Here is a 16,963-nt window from a genome sequence, read left to right as displayed (position 1 = left end):
GACCAGAGCAAAAGACTGTTTGGGTCAGCGACCCAGTGGTTGGAAGCCGGGTCTGTAGCTCAGTTGGTTAGAGCGCACCCCTGATAAGGGTGAGGTCGGCAGTTCAAATCTGCCCAGACCCACCAAATTTGCGTGATACTGCGTTGCTCCGACTCTCGCATAGCAGGCTATGCGTCGCATCGAGGCGCCTTGTCTCACACAAATTATCTTCGGGGCCTTAGCTCAGCTGGGAGAGCGCCTGCCTTGCACGCAGGAGGTCAGCGGTTCGATCCCGCTAGGCTCCACCATCTCCCACCCCACAGTCTTACCTGATCGGATCCGCAGTCATAAGCCATCCTTGCACAGCGCAATGACCGGTTTATGACTGTCGATTGACAGTCTGCTCTTTAACAATGTGATTCATGCTGACAAACGTTCTTTCCGCAAGGAAAGAACACGAGATACGTCTCAAGCGTATCCGGCAATGTCGTGTGTCATCGCGGACCAGACCCTTTGGGGTTATATGGTCAAGCGATGAAGCGCATACGGTGGATGCCTAGGCAGCCAGAGGCGATGAAAGACGTGGAAGCCTGCGATAAGGCTCGGCGAGGTGGCAAACAACCTGTGACCCGGGCATCTCTGAATGGGGAAACCCACCCAGTGTAAGCTGGGTATCCCGCACTGAATACATAGGTGTCGGGAGGCGAACCAGGGGAACTGAAACATCTAAGTACCCTGAGGAAAAGAAATCAACCGAGATTCCCCCAGTAGCGGCGAGCGAACGGGGACCAGCCCTTAAGCATGTGACTGATTAGACGAACGCGTTGGGAAGCGCGGCCATAGTGGGTGACAGCCCCGTAGTCGAAAATCTGATCATGTGAAATCGAGTAGGTCGGGGCACGAGAAACCTTGACTGAAGACGGGGGGACCATCCTCCAAGGCTAAATACTCCTGGCTGACCGATAGTGAACCAGTACCGTGAGGGAAAGGCGAAAAGAACCCCGGAGAGGGGAGTGAAATAGATCCTGAAACCGTATGCGTACAAGCAGTGGGAGCATGCATGTCATGTGACCGCGTACCTTTTGTATAATGGGTCAGCGACTTATTTTCAGTGGCGAGCTTAACCGTATAGGGGAGGCGTAGGGAAACCGAGTCTTAACTGGGCGACCAGTCGCTGGGAATAGACCCGAAACCGGGCGATCTATCCATGAGCAGGTTGAAGGTTGAGTAACATCAACTGGAGGACCGAACCAGGATCTGTTGAAAAAGATTTGGATGACTTGTGGATCGGAGTGAAAGGCTAATCAAGCCCGGAGATAGCTGGTTCTCCTCGAAAGCTATTTAGGTAGCGCCTCACGTAGCACCGCCGGGGGTAGAGCACTGTTTCGGCTAGGGGGTCATCCCGACTTACCAACCCGAGGCAAACTCCGAATACCGGTGAGTGACGCGTGGGAGACACACAGCGGGTGCTAACGTCCGTTGTGAAAAGGGAAACAACCCAGACCGTCAGCTAAGGTCCCGAAATCCTGGTTAAGTGGGAAACGATGTGGGAAGGCTCAGACAGCTAGGAGGTTGGCTTAGAAGCAGCCATCCTTTAAAGAAAGCGTAATAGCTCACTAGTCGAGTCGGCCTGCGCGGAAGATATAACGGGGCTCAAACCAGGTACCGAAGCTACGGGTTCGTCGAATGACGAGCGGTAGAGGAGCGTCGTGTAAGCCGATGAAGGTGGATCGAGAGGTCTGCTGGAGGTATCACGAGTGCGAATGCTGACATGAGTAACGACAAGGGGAGTGAAAAACTCCCCCGCCGGAAGACCAAGGGTTTCTGTTCGACGCTAATCGGAGCAGAGTGAGTCGGCCCCTAAGGCGAGGCCGAAAGGCGTAGTCGATGGGAAACGGGTTAATATTCCCGTACCTCACTGTATTGCGATGGGGGGACGGAGAAGGCTAGGTGAGCCAGGCGTTGGTAGTCCTGGTGAAAGTCAGTAGGCTGAGGATTCAGGCAAATCCGGATCCTCAAGGCCGAGAGACGAGACGAACTGACCACGGTCAGGAAGTCATCGATGCCACGCTTCCAGGAAAAGCCTCTAAGCTTCAGATACAGTGGGACCGTACCCCAAACCGACACAGGTGGTCAGGGTGAGAATCCCAAGGCGCTTGAGAGAACTCGGGTGAAGGAACTAGGCAAAATGGTGCCGTAACTTCGGGAGAAGGCACGCCGCGTTAGTGTGAAGGCCCTGCGGCCGGAGCACGAGGCGGTCGAAGATACCAGGTGGCTGCAACTGTTTATTAAAAACACAGTACTCTGCAAACGCGTAAGCGGACGTATAGGGTATGACGCCTGCCCGGTGCCGGAAGGTTAAGTGATGGTGTTAGCGCAAGCGAAGCTCTTGATCGAAGCCCCGGTAAACGGCGGCCGTAACTATAACGGTCCTAAGGTAGCGAAATTCCTTGTCGGGTAAGTTCCGACCTGCACGAATGGCGTAATGATGGCCACGCTGTCTCCACCCGAGACTCAGTGAAATTGAAATCGCAGTGAAGATGCTGTGTACCCGCGGCTAGACGGAAAGACCCCGTGAACCTTTACTATAGCTTCACACTGGACGCTGATGTTGCTTGTGTAGGATAGCTGGGAGGCTTGGAAACCCGGACGCCAGTTCGGGTGGAGCCAACCTTGAAATACCAGCCTGGCATCATTGGCGTTCTAACTCAGGTCCGTTATCCGGATCGAGGACCGTGTGTGGTGGGTAGTTTGACTGGGGCGGTCTCCTCCCAAAGCGTAACGGAGGAGCACGAAGGTACCCTCAGCACGGTTGGAAATCGTGCAGTGAGTGCAAGAGCATAAGGGTGCTTGACTGCGAGACAGACACGTCGAGCAGGTACGAAAGTAGGTTCTAGTGATCCGGTGGTTCTGTATGGAAGGGCCATCGCTCAACGGATAAAAGGTACTCCGGGGATAACAGGCTGATACCGCCCAAGAGTTCACATCGACGGCGGTGTTTGGCACCTCGATGTCGGCTCATCACATCCTGGGGCTGAAGTCGGTCCCAAGGGTATGGCTGTTCGCCATTTAAAGTGGTACGCGAGCTGGGTTTAGAACGTCGTGAGACAGTTCGGTCCCTATCTGCCGTGGGCGTTGGAGATTTGAGAAGAGCTGCTCCTAGTACGAGAGGACCGGAGTGGACGCACCTCTGGTGTTCCGGTTGTCACGCCAGTGGCATTGCCGGGTAGCTATGTGCGGACAGGATAACCGCTGAAGGCATCTAAGCGGGAAGCCCCCTTCAAGATGAGATCTCCCCGAGGCCTTGAGCCTCCTGAAGGGCCCAGCGAGACCAGCTGGTTGATAGGCCGGATGTGGAAGCGCTGCAAGGCGTTGAGCTAACCGGTACTAATGGCCCGTGAGGCTTGACCATATAACACCCAAGGGGTCTGTGATGACCCACGACGCCGGATACGCAAGAGACGTGTCTCGTCAGCATGAATCACCGTTTTTCGCCTGACGACCATAGCGAGCGTGAACCACCTGATCCCATGCCGAACTCAGCAGTGAAACCGCTCAGCGCCGATGGTAGTGTGGGGTCTCCCCATGTGAGAGTAGGTCATCGTCAGGCACTTATTCAGAAACCCCAGCCCATGGCTGGGGTTTCGTCGTTCCAGGGGTCTCCCCATGGAGAGTAGCGGAGCGCCGCCCGGATCATCGTCAGGCACTTATTCAGAAAAGCCCCGAGCATCGTGAGATGCTCGGGGCTTTTTGCGTTCGGGGCATTCCATGGCTGGCTCCACCGCACGGTCGGCAGGCAGTAAAAAGCCCGGCCATCGGCCGGGCTCGGGTCAGACGGGCGCTGGGTCGGCTCAGAGGGCGGCGATCTTGTCGCGCTGCTCCGCCAGCAAGCGCCGGGAGGCCAGGAAATCGTTGAGCTTGCCGCGCTCCTTCTCCACCACCGCGGCGGGAGCCTTGGCCACGAAGCCTTCGTTGGAAAGCTTCTTCTCGATGCCGCCGATCAGCTTGTCCTGCTTCTCGATCTCCTTGTCGAGGCGGGCCAGTTCTGCCTCCTTGTCGATGAGGTCGGCCATGGGCACCAGCACCTCCATCTCGCCAACCAGCTGGGTGGCCGAGAGCGGCGCCTGCTGCGGATCATCCAGCCACTCGACGCTCTCCAGCTTGGCCAGCTTGGCCAGGAACAGGCGATTGGCTTCCAGACGCTCGCGATCGGCACTGCCGCCCTTGGTGAGCAGCACGTCGAGGGGCTTGCCCGGGGCGATGTTCATCTCGGCGCGGATATTGCGTACCGCCACGATCACCCCCTTGAGCCACTCGATATCCCGGGTGGCGCCCTCATCGAGCAGCGCCTCGTCGGCGGTCGGCCAGGGCTGGGCCATGATGGAGTCGCCCGCGCCCTGGAAGGTGCCGGCCAGCGGCGCCACGCGCTGCCAGATCTCCTCGGAGATGTAGGGCATCATCGGGTGGGCCAGGCGCAGGATGGCTTCCAGCACGCGTACCAGGGTCTGGCGGGTACCACGCTTGGCTTCGAGGCTGGCGTTGTCGTCCCAGAGTACCGGCTTGGAGAGCTCGAGGTACCAGTCGCAGTACTCGTTCCAGACGAACTCGTAGAGCGCCTGGGAGGCGTGGTCGAAACGGAACTCCTCCATGGCCCTGGTCACCTGGGCGGCGGTCTGCTGCAGACGCGAGAGGATCCAGCGATCGGCCAGGGACAGCTCGATCGCATCACCAGCCAGGCCGGTATCCTCGCCCTCGGCGTTCATCAGCACATAGCGCGAGGCGTTCCACAGCTTGTTGCAGAAGTTGCGGTAGCCATCCAGGCGGCCCATGTCGAACTTGATATCGCGTCCGGTGGTGGCCTGGGAGAGGAAGGTGAAGCGCAGCGCATCGGTACCGTGGGGCTCGATGCCCTCCGGGAACTCGCTGCGCGTGGCCTTGGCGATGGCCTTGGCCTTCTGGGGCTGCATCATGTTGCCGGTGCGCTTCTCCACCAGCGTGTCCAGCTCGATGCCGTCGATCAGGTCGATGGGGTCGAGCACGTTGCCCTTGGACTTGGACATCTTCTGGCCCTGACCGTCACGTACCAGGCCGTGCACATAGACCTGCTTGAAGGGCACCTCGTCGGTGAACTTCAGGGTCAGCATGATCATCCGCGCGACCCAGAAGAAGATGATGTCGAAGCCGGTGACCAGCACGCTGGAAGGGTGGAAGGTCTTGAGTTCCTCGGTCTGTTCCGGCCAGCCCAGGGTCCCGAAGGTCCACAGCCCCGAGCTGAACCAGGTGTCCAGCACGTCCTCGTCCTGGTTCAGCTCGAGGTCGGCAGGCAGTCCGTGCTTCTCGCGGGCCTCCTGCTCGCTGCGAGCCACATAGACGTTGCCCTCGGCGTCGTACCAGGCGGGAATACGGTGCCCCCACCACAGCTGGCGGGAGATGCACCAGTCCTGCAGGTCGCGCATCCAGGCGAAGTACATGTTCTCGTAGTTCTTGGGGACGAACTGGATATCGCCCTTCTCCACTGCCTCGATGGCCGGCCTGGCCAGGCTCTCCACGGCGACGAACCACTGATCGGTGAGCAGCGGCTCGATGACATCGCCACTGCGGTCGCCATAGGGGAGGGTGTTGTTCACCGTCTCCACCTGCTCGAGCAGGCCTGCGGCCTCCATGTCGGCGACGATGAGTGCGCGGGCCGCGAAGCGGTCGAGGCCGGCGTAGGCCTCGGGCAGGCTCGTGTCGATCTCGGCCAGCGGACGGCCCTGGATATCGAAGGCCTCGGCGCGCCCAAGGATCGATGCGTCCTGGGTGAAGACGTTGATCAGCGGCAAGCCCTGGCGACGGCCCACCTCGTAGTCGTTGAAGTCGTGGGCCGGGGTGATCTTAACGCAGCCCGAGCCCTTCTCCATGTCGGCATGTTCATCCGCCACGATGGGGATCCGGCGCCCCACCAGCGGAAGCGTAACGAACTTGCCCACCAGCGAGGCGTAGCGCGGATCCTCGGGGTTCACCGCCACGCCGGTATCGCCAAGCAGGGTCTCGGGGCGGGTGGTGGCGACCACCAGATGGTTCTTGCCGTCGTCTGTGGTGGCGCCGTCGGCCAGCGGGTAGCGGAAGTGCCAGAAGCTGCCCTGCTGGTCGCGGTTCTCCACCTCGAGATCGGAGATGGCGGTGTGCAGGGTCGGGTCCCAGTTGACCAGCCGCTTGCCGCGGTAGATCAGGTCCTCCTCGAAGAGGCGCACGAAGACCTCCTGCACTGCCTTGTAGAAGCCGTCGTCCATGGTGAAGCGTTCGCGGCTCCAGTCGACGCTGGCCCCCATGCGACGCAGCTGGCGGGTGATATGCCCGCCGGATTCCTGCTTCCACTCCCACACCTTGTCGATGAAGGCCTCGCGGCCGAGGTCGTGGCGGCTCTTGCCCTCTTCCGCGGCGACCTTGCGCTCCACCAGCATCTGGGTGGCGATGCCGGCGTGGTCGGTGCCCACCTGCCACAGGGTGTTGCGCCCCTGCATCCGCCGCCAGCGGATCAGGGTGTCCATGATGGTGTCCTGGAAGGCGTGACCCATGTGCAGGCTGCCGGTGACATTGGGCGGCGGGATCATGATGGAGTAGGGCTCGCCCTCGCCTGCGGGGGCGAAGCGGCCATCGGCCTCCCAGCGCTGGTACCAGCGGGATTCGATCTGCGCGGGTTGGTAGGTCTTGTCCATGGGCGTTCCGGGTCCAGAAATGATCACCGCCGGCCAGATGGCCGGACGGCAGGAATGGCGACGAAAAATGGGCTTGATTATAGCCCGGCGGGGTAGCTGGCGTCAGCCTGGCTGGCCGCGCAGCTGATGCGCCTTGACCGGATAGCCGCGCTTCCGGTAGGTCTGCCAGCACTCGCGTTTAGCGGTCAGTACCGCCTGGTGCTGGTTGATGATCTCGGCGACACGCTCAAAGCGCGAGAACCACTCGGGGATGCCCGGCGAGAGGTTGAGCAGGGCCTGCACCGCACGCTCGGGAGGCGGCGGCTCGGCCCAGCCGATGGTGACTGGCACCCGGTCGGCGAGGTCGTCGCCGGCGAGGGCATGGGGCACATAGGCGTCGGCCCGGAAGGTCCACAGTGCCGCGTCGAGCTCCCTGGCCATGGCCTCGTCCTCGGCGTGCAGGTGCAGCCGATAGCCCTTGCGCTGGATGGTCTCGGCCAGCCGGCAGGCGAAGTCGAGACGCGCCTCCAGGGTGGTATCGGGAAGGACGTAGAAATCGATCTGGGTCACGCCCTACACCAGCCGCGTCAGCCAGCCGTGGGTGTCTTCCGCACGGCCATACTGAAGGTCGAGCAGCTTGGCGCGCAGACGCTTGGCGATGGGGTTGCCGTTGTCGCCGGCCAGGCGGATGCGCTCCTGCTCGCTGACCAGCTCGCCCACCGGGGTGATCACCGCGGCGGTGCCGCAGGCGAAGACCTCGGTGATCTCGCCGCTGGCCGCGCTCTCGCGCCACTCTTCGATGCTGATCGGGCGCTCTTCGGGCGTCAGCCCCTCGTCTCGGGCCAGGGTCAGCACCGAGTCGCGAGTGACGCCCTCGAGGATGGTGTCGGTCAGGCGCGGGGTGGCGATGCGTCCGTCCTTGAACACGAAAAACAGGTTCATGCCGCCCAGCTCCTCGATCCACTTGTTCTCGGCGGCATCCAGGAAGGCGACCTGGCCGCAGCCATTGGCGCTGGCTTCCTTCTGGGCCGCCAGGGAAGCGGCATAGTTGCCGCCGCACTTGGCGAAGCCGGTACCACCCGGTGCCGCCCGCTTGTAGTGCTCCGAGAGCCAGATCGAGACCGGCTCCACGCCACCCTTGAAGTAGGCAGCCGCCGGCGAGGCGATCACGTAGTAGTCGACCTCCTGGGCCGGGCGCACGCCGAGGAACTTCTCGCTGGCGATCATGAAGGGGCGCAGGTAGAGGCTGCACTCGTCGGCCTCGCTCTTCGGCGTCGGTACCCAGGCGTGGTCCTGGGCCAGCAGCGCCTTGATCGAGCCGATGAAGTCCTCGTCGGAGAGTTCGGGCAGGGCCAGCCGGCGGGCGCTGCGGCGGAAGCGCTGGGCATTCTTCTCGGGACGGAAGGTCCAGATGGAACCATCGGCGTGGCGGTAGGCCTTGATGCCCTCGAAGATCTCCTGAGCGTAGTGCAGCACGGCGGCGGCGGGGTCCAGGGTCAGCGGGCCATAGGGACGTACCTCGTGGCCGTGCCAGCCGGCGTCCAGGGTCCAGCGTACGTGGGCCATGTGGTCGGTGAAGTACTGGCCGAAGCCGGGGCTGGCGAGGATGTCCTCACGGATCGAGTCGGCCGTGGGGGTGGAGTTGGGCAGGAGTTCGAAGCTGGCATTCGACACGGCAAGGGGTCTCCGCTACGCCCGGGGCGTGCCTGCCCCGGGGTGATACTGGAAGCTCGGGCCGGTGAGAGCCGGCCCGGGTCGTGGATTCATCGTCAGTCCCACATGAGAAAGGCGACGCGAAAAAAACGCAAGAGCGAGGCGCTATTCCGCCTCGGTTTCCACCGCGGCGTCGGCTTCCCGGTCCAGCAGGTACTGGGTCAGCAGGCCCACGGGGCGGCCGCTGGCGCCCTTGTCCTTGCCGGAACTCCAGGCGGTGCCGGCGATGTCCAGATGTGCCCAGGGGAACTTGTCGGCGAAGCGCGAGAGGAAGCAGGCGGCGGTGATGGTGCCCGCCGGCTTGCCGCCGATATTGGCCAGGTCGGCGAAGTTGGAGTCGAGCTGTTGCTGGTACTCGTCCCACAGCGGCAGGTGCCAGGCGCGGTCCCAGGCCGCCTCGCCGGCATCCAGCAGGTCGAGTGCCAGGTCGTCGTCGTTGGCGAGCAGGCCGGTGGCGTGATGGCCCAGTGCGATGATGCAGGCGCCGGTGAGGGTCGCGATATCCACCACGCTGGCAGGCTCGAAGCGCTCGGCGTAGGTCAGGGCGTCGCACAGCACCAGGCGGCCCTCGGCGTCGGTATTGAGCACCTCCACGGAGAGGCCTTTCAGCGTCCTGATGATGTCGCCGGGCTTGGTGGCGCGGCCGTCGGGCATGTTCTCGGCGGCGGCCACGATGGCTACCAGGTTGACCTTCGGGCGGATGCCGAGAGTCGCCTTGACGGTGCCGAACACGCTGGCCGCGCCGCACATGTCGAACTTCATCTCGTCCATGGCCTCGCCGGGCTTGAGCGAGATGCCGCCGGTGTCGAAGGTGATGCCCTTGCCGACCAGCACGTGGGGCGCCTCGTCGGCATCCTCGGCGCCCTGGTACTTCATGACGATCAGCCGCGAGGGCTGCTCGCTGCCGCGGCCCACGGAGAGCAGGCTATGGGCGCCCAGCGTCTCGAGGGCCGCCTCGTCGAGGATCTCCACCTGCAGGGTGCCGCCCGAGTCCCGGCCCAGCGCCTCGGCCTGCTCGGCCAGGTAGCTCGGGGTGCAGACGTTGCCGGGCAGGTTGCCCAGGGTGCGGGCATAGTTGATGCCCTGGCCCAGGGCATCGCCGATGCGCGCGCCTTCGGCGGCGGCCTGGACGTCGTCTTCACCGTTGACCAGCAGCTCGACCCGCGCGAGTCGCGCCGCAGGGGCCTTCTCGGACTTGAACTCCTCGAAGCGGTAGAGGGCGCGCTGGGCGGCCTCGGCGACCATGCGTGCCTTCCAGTCGATGCCGCGATCCGCCAGGGGTACCTCGGTGAAGGCCACCGCCACCTCGTCCACTGGCAGGCCTGCCAGGGCCGTGAAGGCGGCATCCAGCGCCTTGCGGAAGGCCGTCTCCTGGCACGCCTCTCGCTTGCCCAGGCCGACCAGCAGCAGGCGCTCGCTGGCGAGGCCCGGCGCGAAGGGGATCAGCTGCACGTTGCCCAGCCTGGCGTCGAAGTCGCCACGCTCGAGCAGCTGGCCCACCAGGCGCTCGCTGGCATCATCCAGGCGGGCGGCGGTGGGCAGCAGCGCCTCCTCCTTGAACACCGGGATGACGAGACATGCGCTCTCGACCTTGGCGGGGTTACCCGTCCTGACAGGGAATTCCATGGCGTCTCCACAAGACAAGCGTTGGGGTTACAGGCGATTGGGGTTACAAGCGTACGGGGATTCTGGATAATGCCGGCACGTTGCCGTGTCGCTCCAGTGTACTCAAGGCATGGCCCCATTGCATGGCAGACGCCGCATGATCATCTTCCGTTACCTGACCCGCGAGATCCTGCTGACCATGGCGGCCGTTGCCGGCGTGCTGTTGCTGGTGATCATGGGCAGTCGCTTCATTCGCTACTTCAGCAATGCCGCCGAGGGCGAAATTCCCGCCGATATCCTCGGTACCCTGATGCTGCTGCACCTGCCGGGGTTCCTAGAGCTGATCCTCCCCCTGGCGTTCTTCCTGGGCATCCTGCTCGCCTATGGCCAGCTCTATCTTAACAGCGAGATCACCGTGCTGGTGGCCTGTGGTACCAGCCCCAACAAGCTGCTGCAGGTGAGTCTGGTGCCGGCCGTCCTGGTGTCTGTGCTGGTCGGGCTGTGCAGTCTGTGGCTGACCCCGGCCGGGGCTCTCGAGACCGAGACCCTGCTCGAGGACCAGCGCAGCCGGGTGGATTTCTCCACCCTGGGACCCGGCCGCTTCCAGGAGTTCGGCAGCGGGCGTACCGCCTATACCGAGGGCTTCAGCGAGGATGGTAGCGAGATGCGCGGCGTCTTTATCAGCGAGCGGCAGCGGCGCAGCGATGGTACCCCGGAGAGCGTGGTGACCCGCGCCGAGGGCGGCCACCAGGCGGTGGACGACGATACCGGCAGCCGCTTCCTGGTGCTGACCGACGGCGAACGCTACAGTGTCGAGCCGGGCAGGCAACAGGCCGAGCGTCTCGAGTTCGAGACCTATGCGGTGCGCCTGTCGCGGGCCGAGTCGCTGGGCGAGCTCGACTCCCCGGAGCTCACCCCCACCCGCGAGCTGCTCGGTGACGACTCGCCGGAGGCGCGCGCCCAGTTGCAGTGGCGGCTGGGCATGCCGCTGATGGTGTTTATCCTGACCCTGCTGGCGATGCCGCTGTCGCGAGTCAATCCGCGCCAGGGGCGCTTCGCCAAGCTGCTGCCGGCGATCTTCCTGCATGTGGCCTACCTGAGCCTGCTGCTGGCGGCACTGGACGCCATCGGTCGCGGCAACCTGCCGGCCGCGGTGGGCATGTGGCCGATCCATGGTGCCTTCCTGGCGCTGGGGCTGTTGATGATGATGCGCGCACAGCGCAAGGGGATGAGCGGATGATTGCCGATCGCTTCGACCGCTACCTGGCACGCAACGTGCTGGGCGCCATCATCGTCGTCCAGGTGGTGCTGCTGGGCCTCGACCTGGTGATCACCTATATCAACGACCTGGGCGATGTGGAGGGCGACTATGGCGCTCTCCAGGTGCTGCTCTACCTGCTGATGCGCCTGCCCTGGCGACTCTATCAGTACGCGCCGGTGGCGGTGCTGATCGGTGCGCTGATCGGCCTGGGCAGCATGGCCTCCAGCAACGAGCTCACCGTGATGCGTGCCGCCGGGCGCTCCCTGGCGCGGATCCTGTGGGGCGCCATGAAGCCGATCATCCTGGTGGTGGTCGTGGTGCTTTTCATCGCCGAGTACGTCTCCCCGCGCACCGAGCAGTTCGCCAGCGCCTGGCGCGTCGAGAAGATCCAGGGCTCCGGGGCCCTGGTTACCGAGCGCGGGGGCTGGCAGCGGGAGGGTGACAGCTTCTACCGCTTCGGTGCCATCCGCGCCGACGATACCGTACTCGACCTCACTCGCTACCGCTTCGAGGGCCAACGCCTGGTCGAGGCGCTGAGCGCCGCGCGAGCCATCTGGCGGGAGGGGCACTGGGAGCTGGAGGATGTCGCGTTGACGCGGTTCACCGAGCAGGGTACCGAGGCGCAACACCTCGCGACCCGGGGGTGGGATACCCAGCTGACCCCTGAGCAGCTCTCGCGGCTGCTGCGCGACGTCGAAAGCCAGTCGCCCAGCGAGCTGTGGGCCTACGCTCGCTATCTGCGCGAGCAGGGTCAGCAGGCCACCCAGCCGCTGCTCTACTTCTGGCAGAAGATGCTGTTGCCACTGACCATGGGCTCGCTGGTGCTGGTGGCCGCCTCCTTCGTGTTCGGCCCGCTGCGCAGCGTGGCCGCCGGCACCCGGGTGTTCTACGGGGTGGTCACCGGCCTGGCATTCAAGTACCTGCAGGACCTGCTGGCGCCGGCCTCCACGGTCTTCGGCTTCTCGCCCGCCTGGGCGGTGCTGGCGCCCACCCTGATCTGCGCCGCGGTGGGAATCCTCCTGCTGCGCCGCAGCGGCTGAGACAAGGAGAGCCCATGCCCCGCCGCTTCCCCAACCTCGATGATGTCTGGCCCGCCGGCCTCGGCCGCCGGCTGGGCGCCATGCTCTACGATGCCTTTCTGGTGGTCGCGATCTGGCTGCTGATGGCCGGCCTGCACCTGCTGGTCGTGCGTCACCTGGTCGGCCTGCCGGCCGAACAGGTCGGGGTGGGCTTCCTGCAGGTCGCCTCCCTGCGGCTGATCATGCTGGTGTCGGCCTTCGCCTTCTTCGCCTTCTTCTGGTGCCGTGGCGGCATGACCCTGGGGATGCAGGCCTGGCGGCTGCGGGTGCAGACCCTGGATGGCCACGCCATCTCCCTGCGCCAGGCCATGGTGCGCTACCTGGTGGCCTGGCTCTCGGTGGCCGCGCTGGGACTCGGCTACCTGTGGGTGCTGTTTGATGCCGAGCGGCGCAGTTGGTCCGATATCGCCTCGGGCACCCGGGTCGTGGTGCTGCCCAAGCCGGCCAGATAGCCCGGGTATTGATCGGGGTCAGACATTGGTCGAGTCCCGGTTGCAACACCTTATGCGAATCATTTACATTTGTTCTCGCTATCCAACGCGAGGTGTTCGCATGTACGTCTGCATCTGCAAGGGAGTCTCCGATCGCCGTATCCGTCAGGTCGTCGAGGAGGGCGCGCGCAGCTGGCGCGAGGTCCAGGCCGAGACCGGCTGTGGCACCCAGTGCGGCAAGTGTGCCTGCGTGGGCAAGAGCCTGACCCGCGAGGCGGTGAAGGAGGAGCTGCTGCTCTCCGGCGCGGAGCTCGCCTACGCCGTATAACGGCATCGGCGAATATTATCCCGTCGGGGTTTGGCAATCGTCATCCCGGCATGCCAAGCTTGGAGTCGACTCCCCACATCATGAGAGGCAGATCCATGAAAGGCGACAGCAAGGTCATCGAGCATCTCAACCGCGCCCTGGGCAACGAGCTGGTGGCCATCAACCAGTACTTCCTGCATGCCAAGATGTACAAGGACTGGGGCCTGCAGAAGCTGGCCAAGTGGGAGTACGACGAGTCCATCGAGGAGATGCAGCACGCCGACAAGCTGATCGAGCGTATCCTCTTCCTCGAGGGCATCCCCAACCTGCAGGACCTCGGCAAGCTGCATATCGGCGAGAACGTGCGCGAGATGCTCGAGAGCGACCTCAAGATCGAGCACGAGGGGCGCAACGACTACATCGAAGCCATCGGCTACTGCGAGCAGGTGAAGGACTATGTGACCCGCGACCTTTTCCGCGACCTGCTGGCCGACGAGGAAGGCCATATCGACCATATCGAGACCGAGCTCGGCCTGATCGACAAGGTCGGCATCGAGAACTACCTGCTCAAGCAGATGCAGGAGGCCGGCGACGAGTGATCGTCACCGTCATTTCGCTCCCGACACCGGCGCCCATCGTGGCGCCGGTGGTCGTTTTGGCCCGCCTCAGAAGGCCTTCTCCAGGTCGAAGCGCGGCACCGGCTCGCCCTGCACCTCCACCAGCTCGGTGAACATCGCCAGCGGTCGTACCCACAGGCCATAGTCGCCGTAGAGGGCGCGATAGACCACCAGTGGCTCCTCGCTCTCGCTGTGATGGGCCACGCCGAGTACCTCGTAGCGGTTGCCCTTGTAGTGGCAGTAGATTCCGGGAACCGGTAGCGGGCGGGTCATGGCACTCTCCTGAAGAAGAAGGGAATCCTGATCGAGACACGAACCCCCGGGGCTTTCGCTATGCTGGGGGCGGCGGCTGGGATCATCAAGGGGAAGTCTGCTCGCTGGCGGCCTGCCTGGCCAGCCGGGCCAGGGTGCGCGAGGCGGCCACGAAGCCGAAGCTGCCGGTAACGAAGGTGGCGGCGCCGAAGCCGGAGGCGCAGTCCAGGCGGGTGGCCTCGCCGCTGCCCGGCTTCTGGAAGCACACCTCGCCGTCGCTGCCCGGGTAGACCAGCTGCTCGTCGGAATAGACGCACTCCACCGCGAAGCGCCGTTTCGGATTGCGCGAGAAGCCGAAGTCGCGGCGCAGCCGCGAGCGCACCTTGGCCAGCAGCGGGTCGTGCTCGGTGCGCGTCAGGTCGGCCACCCGGATGCGGGTGGGATCGGTCTGGCCGCCCGCCGCGCCGGTCACCGTGATCGGCAGCTTGCGCCGCTTGCACCAGGCGATCAGCGCCGCCTTGGCGACCACGCTGTCGATGGCGTCGATCACGTGGTCGGCGTCCTCGGGAATGCGCTCGGCCAGGTTGGTGGGCGTGACGAAGGCGGCGTCGGCCATTACCTCGATCCCCGGCTGGATCGCCCGACAACGCTCGGCCAGCACCTCCACCTTGGGGCGCCCCACGCTGCCGTCCAGCGCATGGAGCTGACGGTTGACGTTGGAGACGCAGACATCGTCCAGGTCAATCAGCGTCAGCCTGCCGATGCCGGAACGCGCCAGGGCCTCCACGGCCCAACTGCCTACGCCTCCCACGCCGACGACCACCACATGCGCGGTACGAAAGCGTGCGAAGGCGCGTGCGCCGTAGAGACGGCGAATGCCGCCGAAGCGCAGCGCGTGGTCGTCCTCGGCGAAGGCGGCAGGGGAGGCGGTAATGGGATCGCTCATGGTCTCATGGGGTCGTGAGTAGGTCAGTGGGTGGCGTCGCGACGGCGGGCCAGAGGGTATCGCCAGGCGCGAGGTCCCGAACGCCGTCCCTCGGCAGGTGGCCGGCCCAGCCGAAGCGTTCGAGCAGCGCGGTCATGGCGCCATCCGGGGCGCATTCGACGCTCAGCCGCTGGCCCGAGGCCGGGTGATCGAAGGCCACTCCCACCGCGGCCAGCAGCAGCCGGGGGGTGCCCAGGCGCTCGGCGAAGAAACGGTTGTGGTTGCCCTTGCCGTGCTTGGCGTCGCCGATGATCGGATAGCCGCGCCGGGAGAGGTGGCGGCGGATCTGGTGGCGCCGCCCGGTCAGGGGGTAGGCCTCCATCAGCGAATAGCGGCTCCGGGGATAGCGGTCCACCTGCACCGGCAGCTCCACGCTGTCGAGGCGGCGGATATCGGTGACGGCCTCCATGGCCGGCATCTCCGCCTTGGGGCGGCTGCCATCCTCCTCGCGCAGCGCATAGTCGAGGCGTTCGGTCGCGGGCCCGATACCACGCACTACCGCCAGGTAGCGCTTGGCCACCTCGCGCCCGGCGAAGGCCGCGCCCAGGGATGCGGCGATCTCGGGCGACAGGGCGAACACCATGGCCCCCGACGTGGGGCGATCGAGGCGGTGGGCCGGATAGACCCGCTGCCCCAGCCGGTCGCGCAACCGCTGCAGCAGGAACTCGCGCTCGCCCCGGGCCAGGGCGGTGCGATGCACCAGCAGCCCGGCGGGCTTGTGCACGACCACCAGGTGCTCGTCGCGATAGAGAATGCGCAGCTCGTCCGCCATGGCCGGGTCCGGTTCAGGAAGGGCGGCCATTGTCGCCCTCAGTCGCGGCGATGTCATCCCCGGCCGAGGCGGGCTGGGCCATCAGCCCGCACAGCAGGCTCTCGAGCTCCGCCTGGCCAAGGTAGCGCGGGACGGCATAGGTGAAGCGCACCTCGGCGCGGGCCGCCCTGGCCAGCGCCGGGATATCCTCGCCGCGTAGCGCCGCCACCCGTTCGGGGATGCCGAAGTCGGCATTGAGCCGGCGCACGCGGGCGATGAACGCCTCGGCCGCGGTGCCGTCGTCGGTGCTGGTGGTGACCTGGCAGTGGCGGGCAAGCGAAGCCAGTCGAGGCGCGATGGTTGGCAGCGATGCTTCCAGCAGGTGCGGCATCACCATGGCATTGGCCAGGCCATGGGGCAGGTGGTACCAGGCGCCCAGCTGGTGGGCGATGGCATGGATATAGCCGACACCGGCCTGGGTAAAGGCGTAGCCTGCCTGGTGGGCGGCCCTGGCCATGCGCAGGCGGGCCTCGAGGTCGTGGCCGGCGGCAACACAGCGTGGCAGCTGTGTCAGGGTCTCGCGAGCGGCCTGGAGTGCGGCGCGATCGGTGCGCGGCAGGGCGTTGCGCGACAGGAATGCCTCCACGGCGTGGGTCAGGGCATCCATGCCGGTGGCGGCGGTGATATGGGGCGGCAACCCGATCATCAGCTCGGGGTCCAGGGCGGTGGCCCGGGGCAGCAGGCGCGGGTCCACCGCGGCGAGCTTGCGACGCCGGGCGGGGTCGGAGACCACCGCGGCCAGGGTGGTCTCCGACCCGGTCCCGGCGGTGGTGGGGATGGCGTAGAGGGGCGGCATGCCGCGGTGGACGCGAAACAGCCCCGCCAGGCGCCGTACCGGGCGACGGTTGTGGGCGCGGGCCCCGATCAGCTTGGCGGCGTCGATGGGCGAGCCGCCGCCGATGGCCAGCAGCGCCTCGGTCCGGTGCGCGTTCAGGCAGGTCAGGCCGGCCTCGATCTGGCCGATATCGGGATCGGGTGTCACGCCATCGAACAGGGCCCAGGCCACGCCATGGCGTTCCAGCTCCTCGAGCAGGGGGGCCACCAGGCCGAGGCGCACCAGCTCGGCGTCGCTGACCACCAGCACCCGGCGGTGACCCGCCTCTGCCAGGAGGCGCACCAGGTCGCGTGCGCTGCCGGGACCCTCGAGGCAGTGCGGCCAGCGCAGGGGTAGCAGGGCGGTAACCGTCTTGAGGCCGAGCATACAGGCCCGCAGCGGGAGGTGCTGCCACGCCATCACGATTCCTCC

At 65.1% G+C, this 16,963-nt stretch carries 13 protein-coding genes, 2 tRNA genes and 2 rRNA genes; 9 read left to right on the top strand and 8 right to left on the bottom strand.

Translation table 11 applies throughout. From position 1 onward, the window contains the following. Positions 1-48: 48 nt before the first annotated feature. The 4 genes from ACJ7IV_RS14685 (at position 49) to rrf (ending at position 3,589) form a co-directional block, all read left to right on the top strand. A tRNA-Ile gene (locus tag ACJ7IV_RS14685) sits at positions 49-125 on the top strand. A gap of 86 nt (positions 126-211) precedes the next feature. Next, positions 212-287 (top strand) — tRNA-Ala (locus tag ACJ7IV_RS14680). A 217-nt stretch (positions 288-504) separates the two neighbouring features. Next, positions 505-3,391: ribosomal RNA gene (locus ACJ7IV_RS14675) — 23S ribosomal RNA — on the top strand. Positions 3,392-3,473: 82 nt separating this feature from the next. Then, positions 3,474-3,589 (top strand): 5S ribosomal RNA (gene rrf, locus ACJ7IV_RS14670). A gap of 241 nt (positions 3,590-3,830) precedes the next feature. Here the strand turns inward: rrf and ACJ7IV_RS14665 are convergent. The 4 genes from ACJ7IV_RS14665 to ACJ7IV_RS14650 form a co-directional block, all read right to left on the bottom strand. Next, on the bottom strand, positions 3,831-6,677 hold the full coding sequence (locus ACJ7IV_RS14665; RefSeq protein WP_483865007.1) for a valine--tRNA ligase: 2,847 nt from the start codon (positions 6,675-6,677) through the stop codon (positions 3,831-3,833). Positions 6,678-6,779: 102 nt separating this feature from the next. Beyond that, positions 6,780-7,226, bottom strand: coding sequence for a DNA polymerase III subunit chi (locus tag ACJ7IV_RS14660; protein ID WP_161429895.1), 447 nt, complete (start codon positions 7,224-7,226; stop codon positions 6,780-6,782). Between the two features lie 3 nt (positions 7,227-7,229). Next, complete coding sequence (locus ACJ7IV_RS14655) at positions 7,230-8,330, bottom strand: branched-chain amino acid aminotransferase (RefSeq protein ID WP_483865006.1); 1,101 nt, start codon at positions 8,328-8,330, stop codon at positions 7,230-7,232. A gap of 144 nt (positions 8,331-8,474) precedes the next feature. Next, positions 8,475-9,995, bottom strand: a complete 1,521-nt coding sequence (locus ACJ7IV_RS14650; RefSeq protein ID WP_483865005.1) for a leucyl aminopeptidase — start codon at positions 9,993-9,995, stop codon at positions 8,475-8,477. Between the two features lie 136 nt (positions 9,996-10,131). On the opposite strand from ACJ7IV_RS14650, the gene lptF reads away from it, so the two are divergent. From lptF to bfr, 5 genes are all read left to right on the top strand, one after another. After that, the gene (lptF, locus tag ACJ7IV_RS14645) at positions 10,132-11,214 is read left to right on the top strand and encodes an LPS export ABC transporter permease LptF (protein ID WP_483865004.1); all 1,083 of its coding nucleotides are present in this window, start codon (positions 10,132-10,134) and stop codon (positions 11,212-11,214) included. After that, the gene (gene lptG / locus ACJ7IV_RS14640; protein ID WP_483865003.1) at positions 11,211-12,275 is read left to right on the top strand and encodes an LPS export ABC transporter permease LptG; all 1,065 of its coding nucleotides are present in this window, start codon (positions 11,211-11,213) and stop codon (positions 12,273-12,275) included. Before lptF ends, lptG begins: the two co-directional genes overlap by 4 nt. Before the next feature lie 14 nt (positions 12,276-12,289). Then, positions 12,290-12,766 (top strand): RDD family protein, encoded by a 477-nt coding sequence (locus ACJ7IV_RS14635; protein ID WP_483865002.1) that lies wholly within the window; start codon positions 12,290-12,292, stop codon positions 12,764-12,766. 100 nt (positions 12,767-12,866) lie between these two features. Beyond that, positions 12,867-13,073, top strand: coding sequence for a (2Fe-2S)-binding protein (locus ACJ7IV_RS14630; protein ID WP_213312236.1), 207 nt, complete (start codon positions 12,867-12,869; stop codon positions 13,071-13,073). 95 nt (positions 13,074-13,168) lie between these two features. Continuing rightward, the gene (gene bfr / locus ACJ7IV_RS14625) at positions 13,169-13,651 is read left to right on the top strand and encodes a bacterioferritin (protein ID WP_213312237.1); all 483 of its coding nucleotides are present in this window, start codon (positions 13,169-13,171) and stop codon (positions 13,649-13,651) included. 66 nt (positions 13,652-13,717) lie between these two features. Here bfr and ACJ7IV_RS14620 read toward each other — a convergent pair whose 3' ends face one another. The 4 genes from ACJ7IV_RS14620 to ACJ7IV_RS14605 form a co-directional block, all read right to left on the bottom strand. After that, positions 13,718-13,942: a DUF1653 domain-containing protein gene (locus tag ACJ7IV_RS14620; protein WP_161429903.1), complete on the bottom strand. Its 225-nt coding sequence runs from the start codon at positions 13,940-13,942 to the stop codon at positions 13,718-13,720. An 85-nt stretch (positions 13,943-14,027) separates the two neighbouring features. Next, entirely contained in the window at positions 14,028-14,867 is an 840-nt protein-coding gene (gene tcdA / locus ACJ7IV_RS14615; RefSeq protein WP_232913361.1) for a tRNA cyclic N6-threonylcarbamoyladenosine(37) synthase TcdA, read from the bottom strand. A 4-nt stretch (positions 14,868-14,871) separates the two neighbouring features. Further along, positions 14,872-15,678: a pseudouridine synthase gene (locus ACJ7IV_RS14610; protein ID WP_483866601.1), complete on the bottom strand. Its 807-nt coding sequence runs from the start codon at positions 15,676-15,678 to the stop codon at positions 14,872-14,874. A 13-nt stretch (positions 15,679-15,691) separates the two neighbouring features. Next, positions 15,692-16,951, bottom strand: a complete 1,260-nt coding sequence (locus ACJ7IV_RS14605) for an iron-containing alcohol dehydrogenase (RefSeq protein WP_483865001.1) — start codon at positions 16,949-16,951, stop codon at positions 15,692-15,694. Between the last annotated feature and the right edge of the window lie 12 nt (positions 16,952-16,963).

It is taken from the genome of Halomonas sp. C10-5 (assembly GCF_057169305.1).
This window is presented reverse-complemented; position numbering and strand designations above follow the sequence as displayed.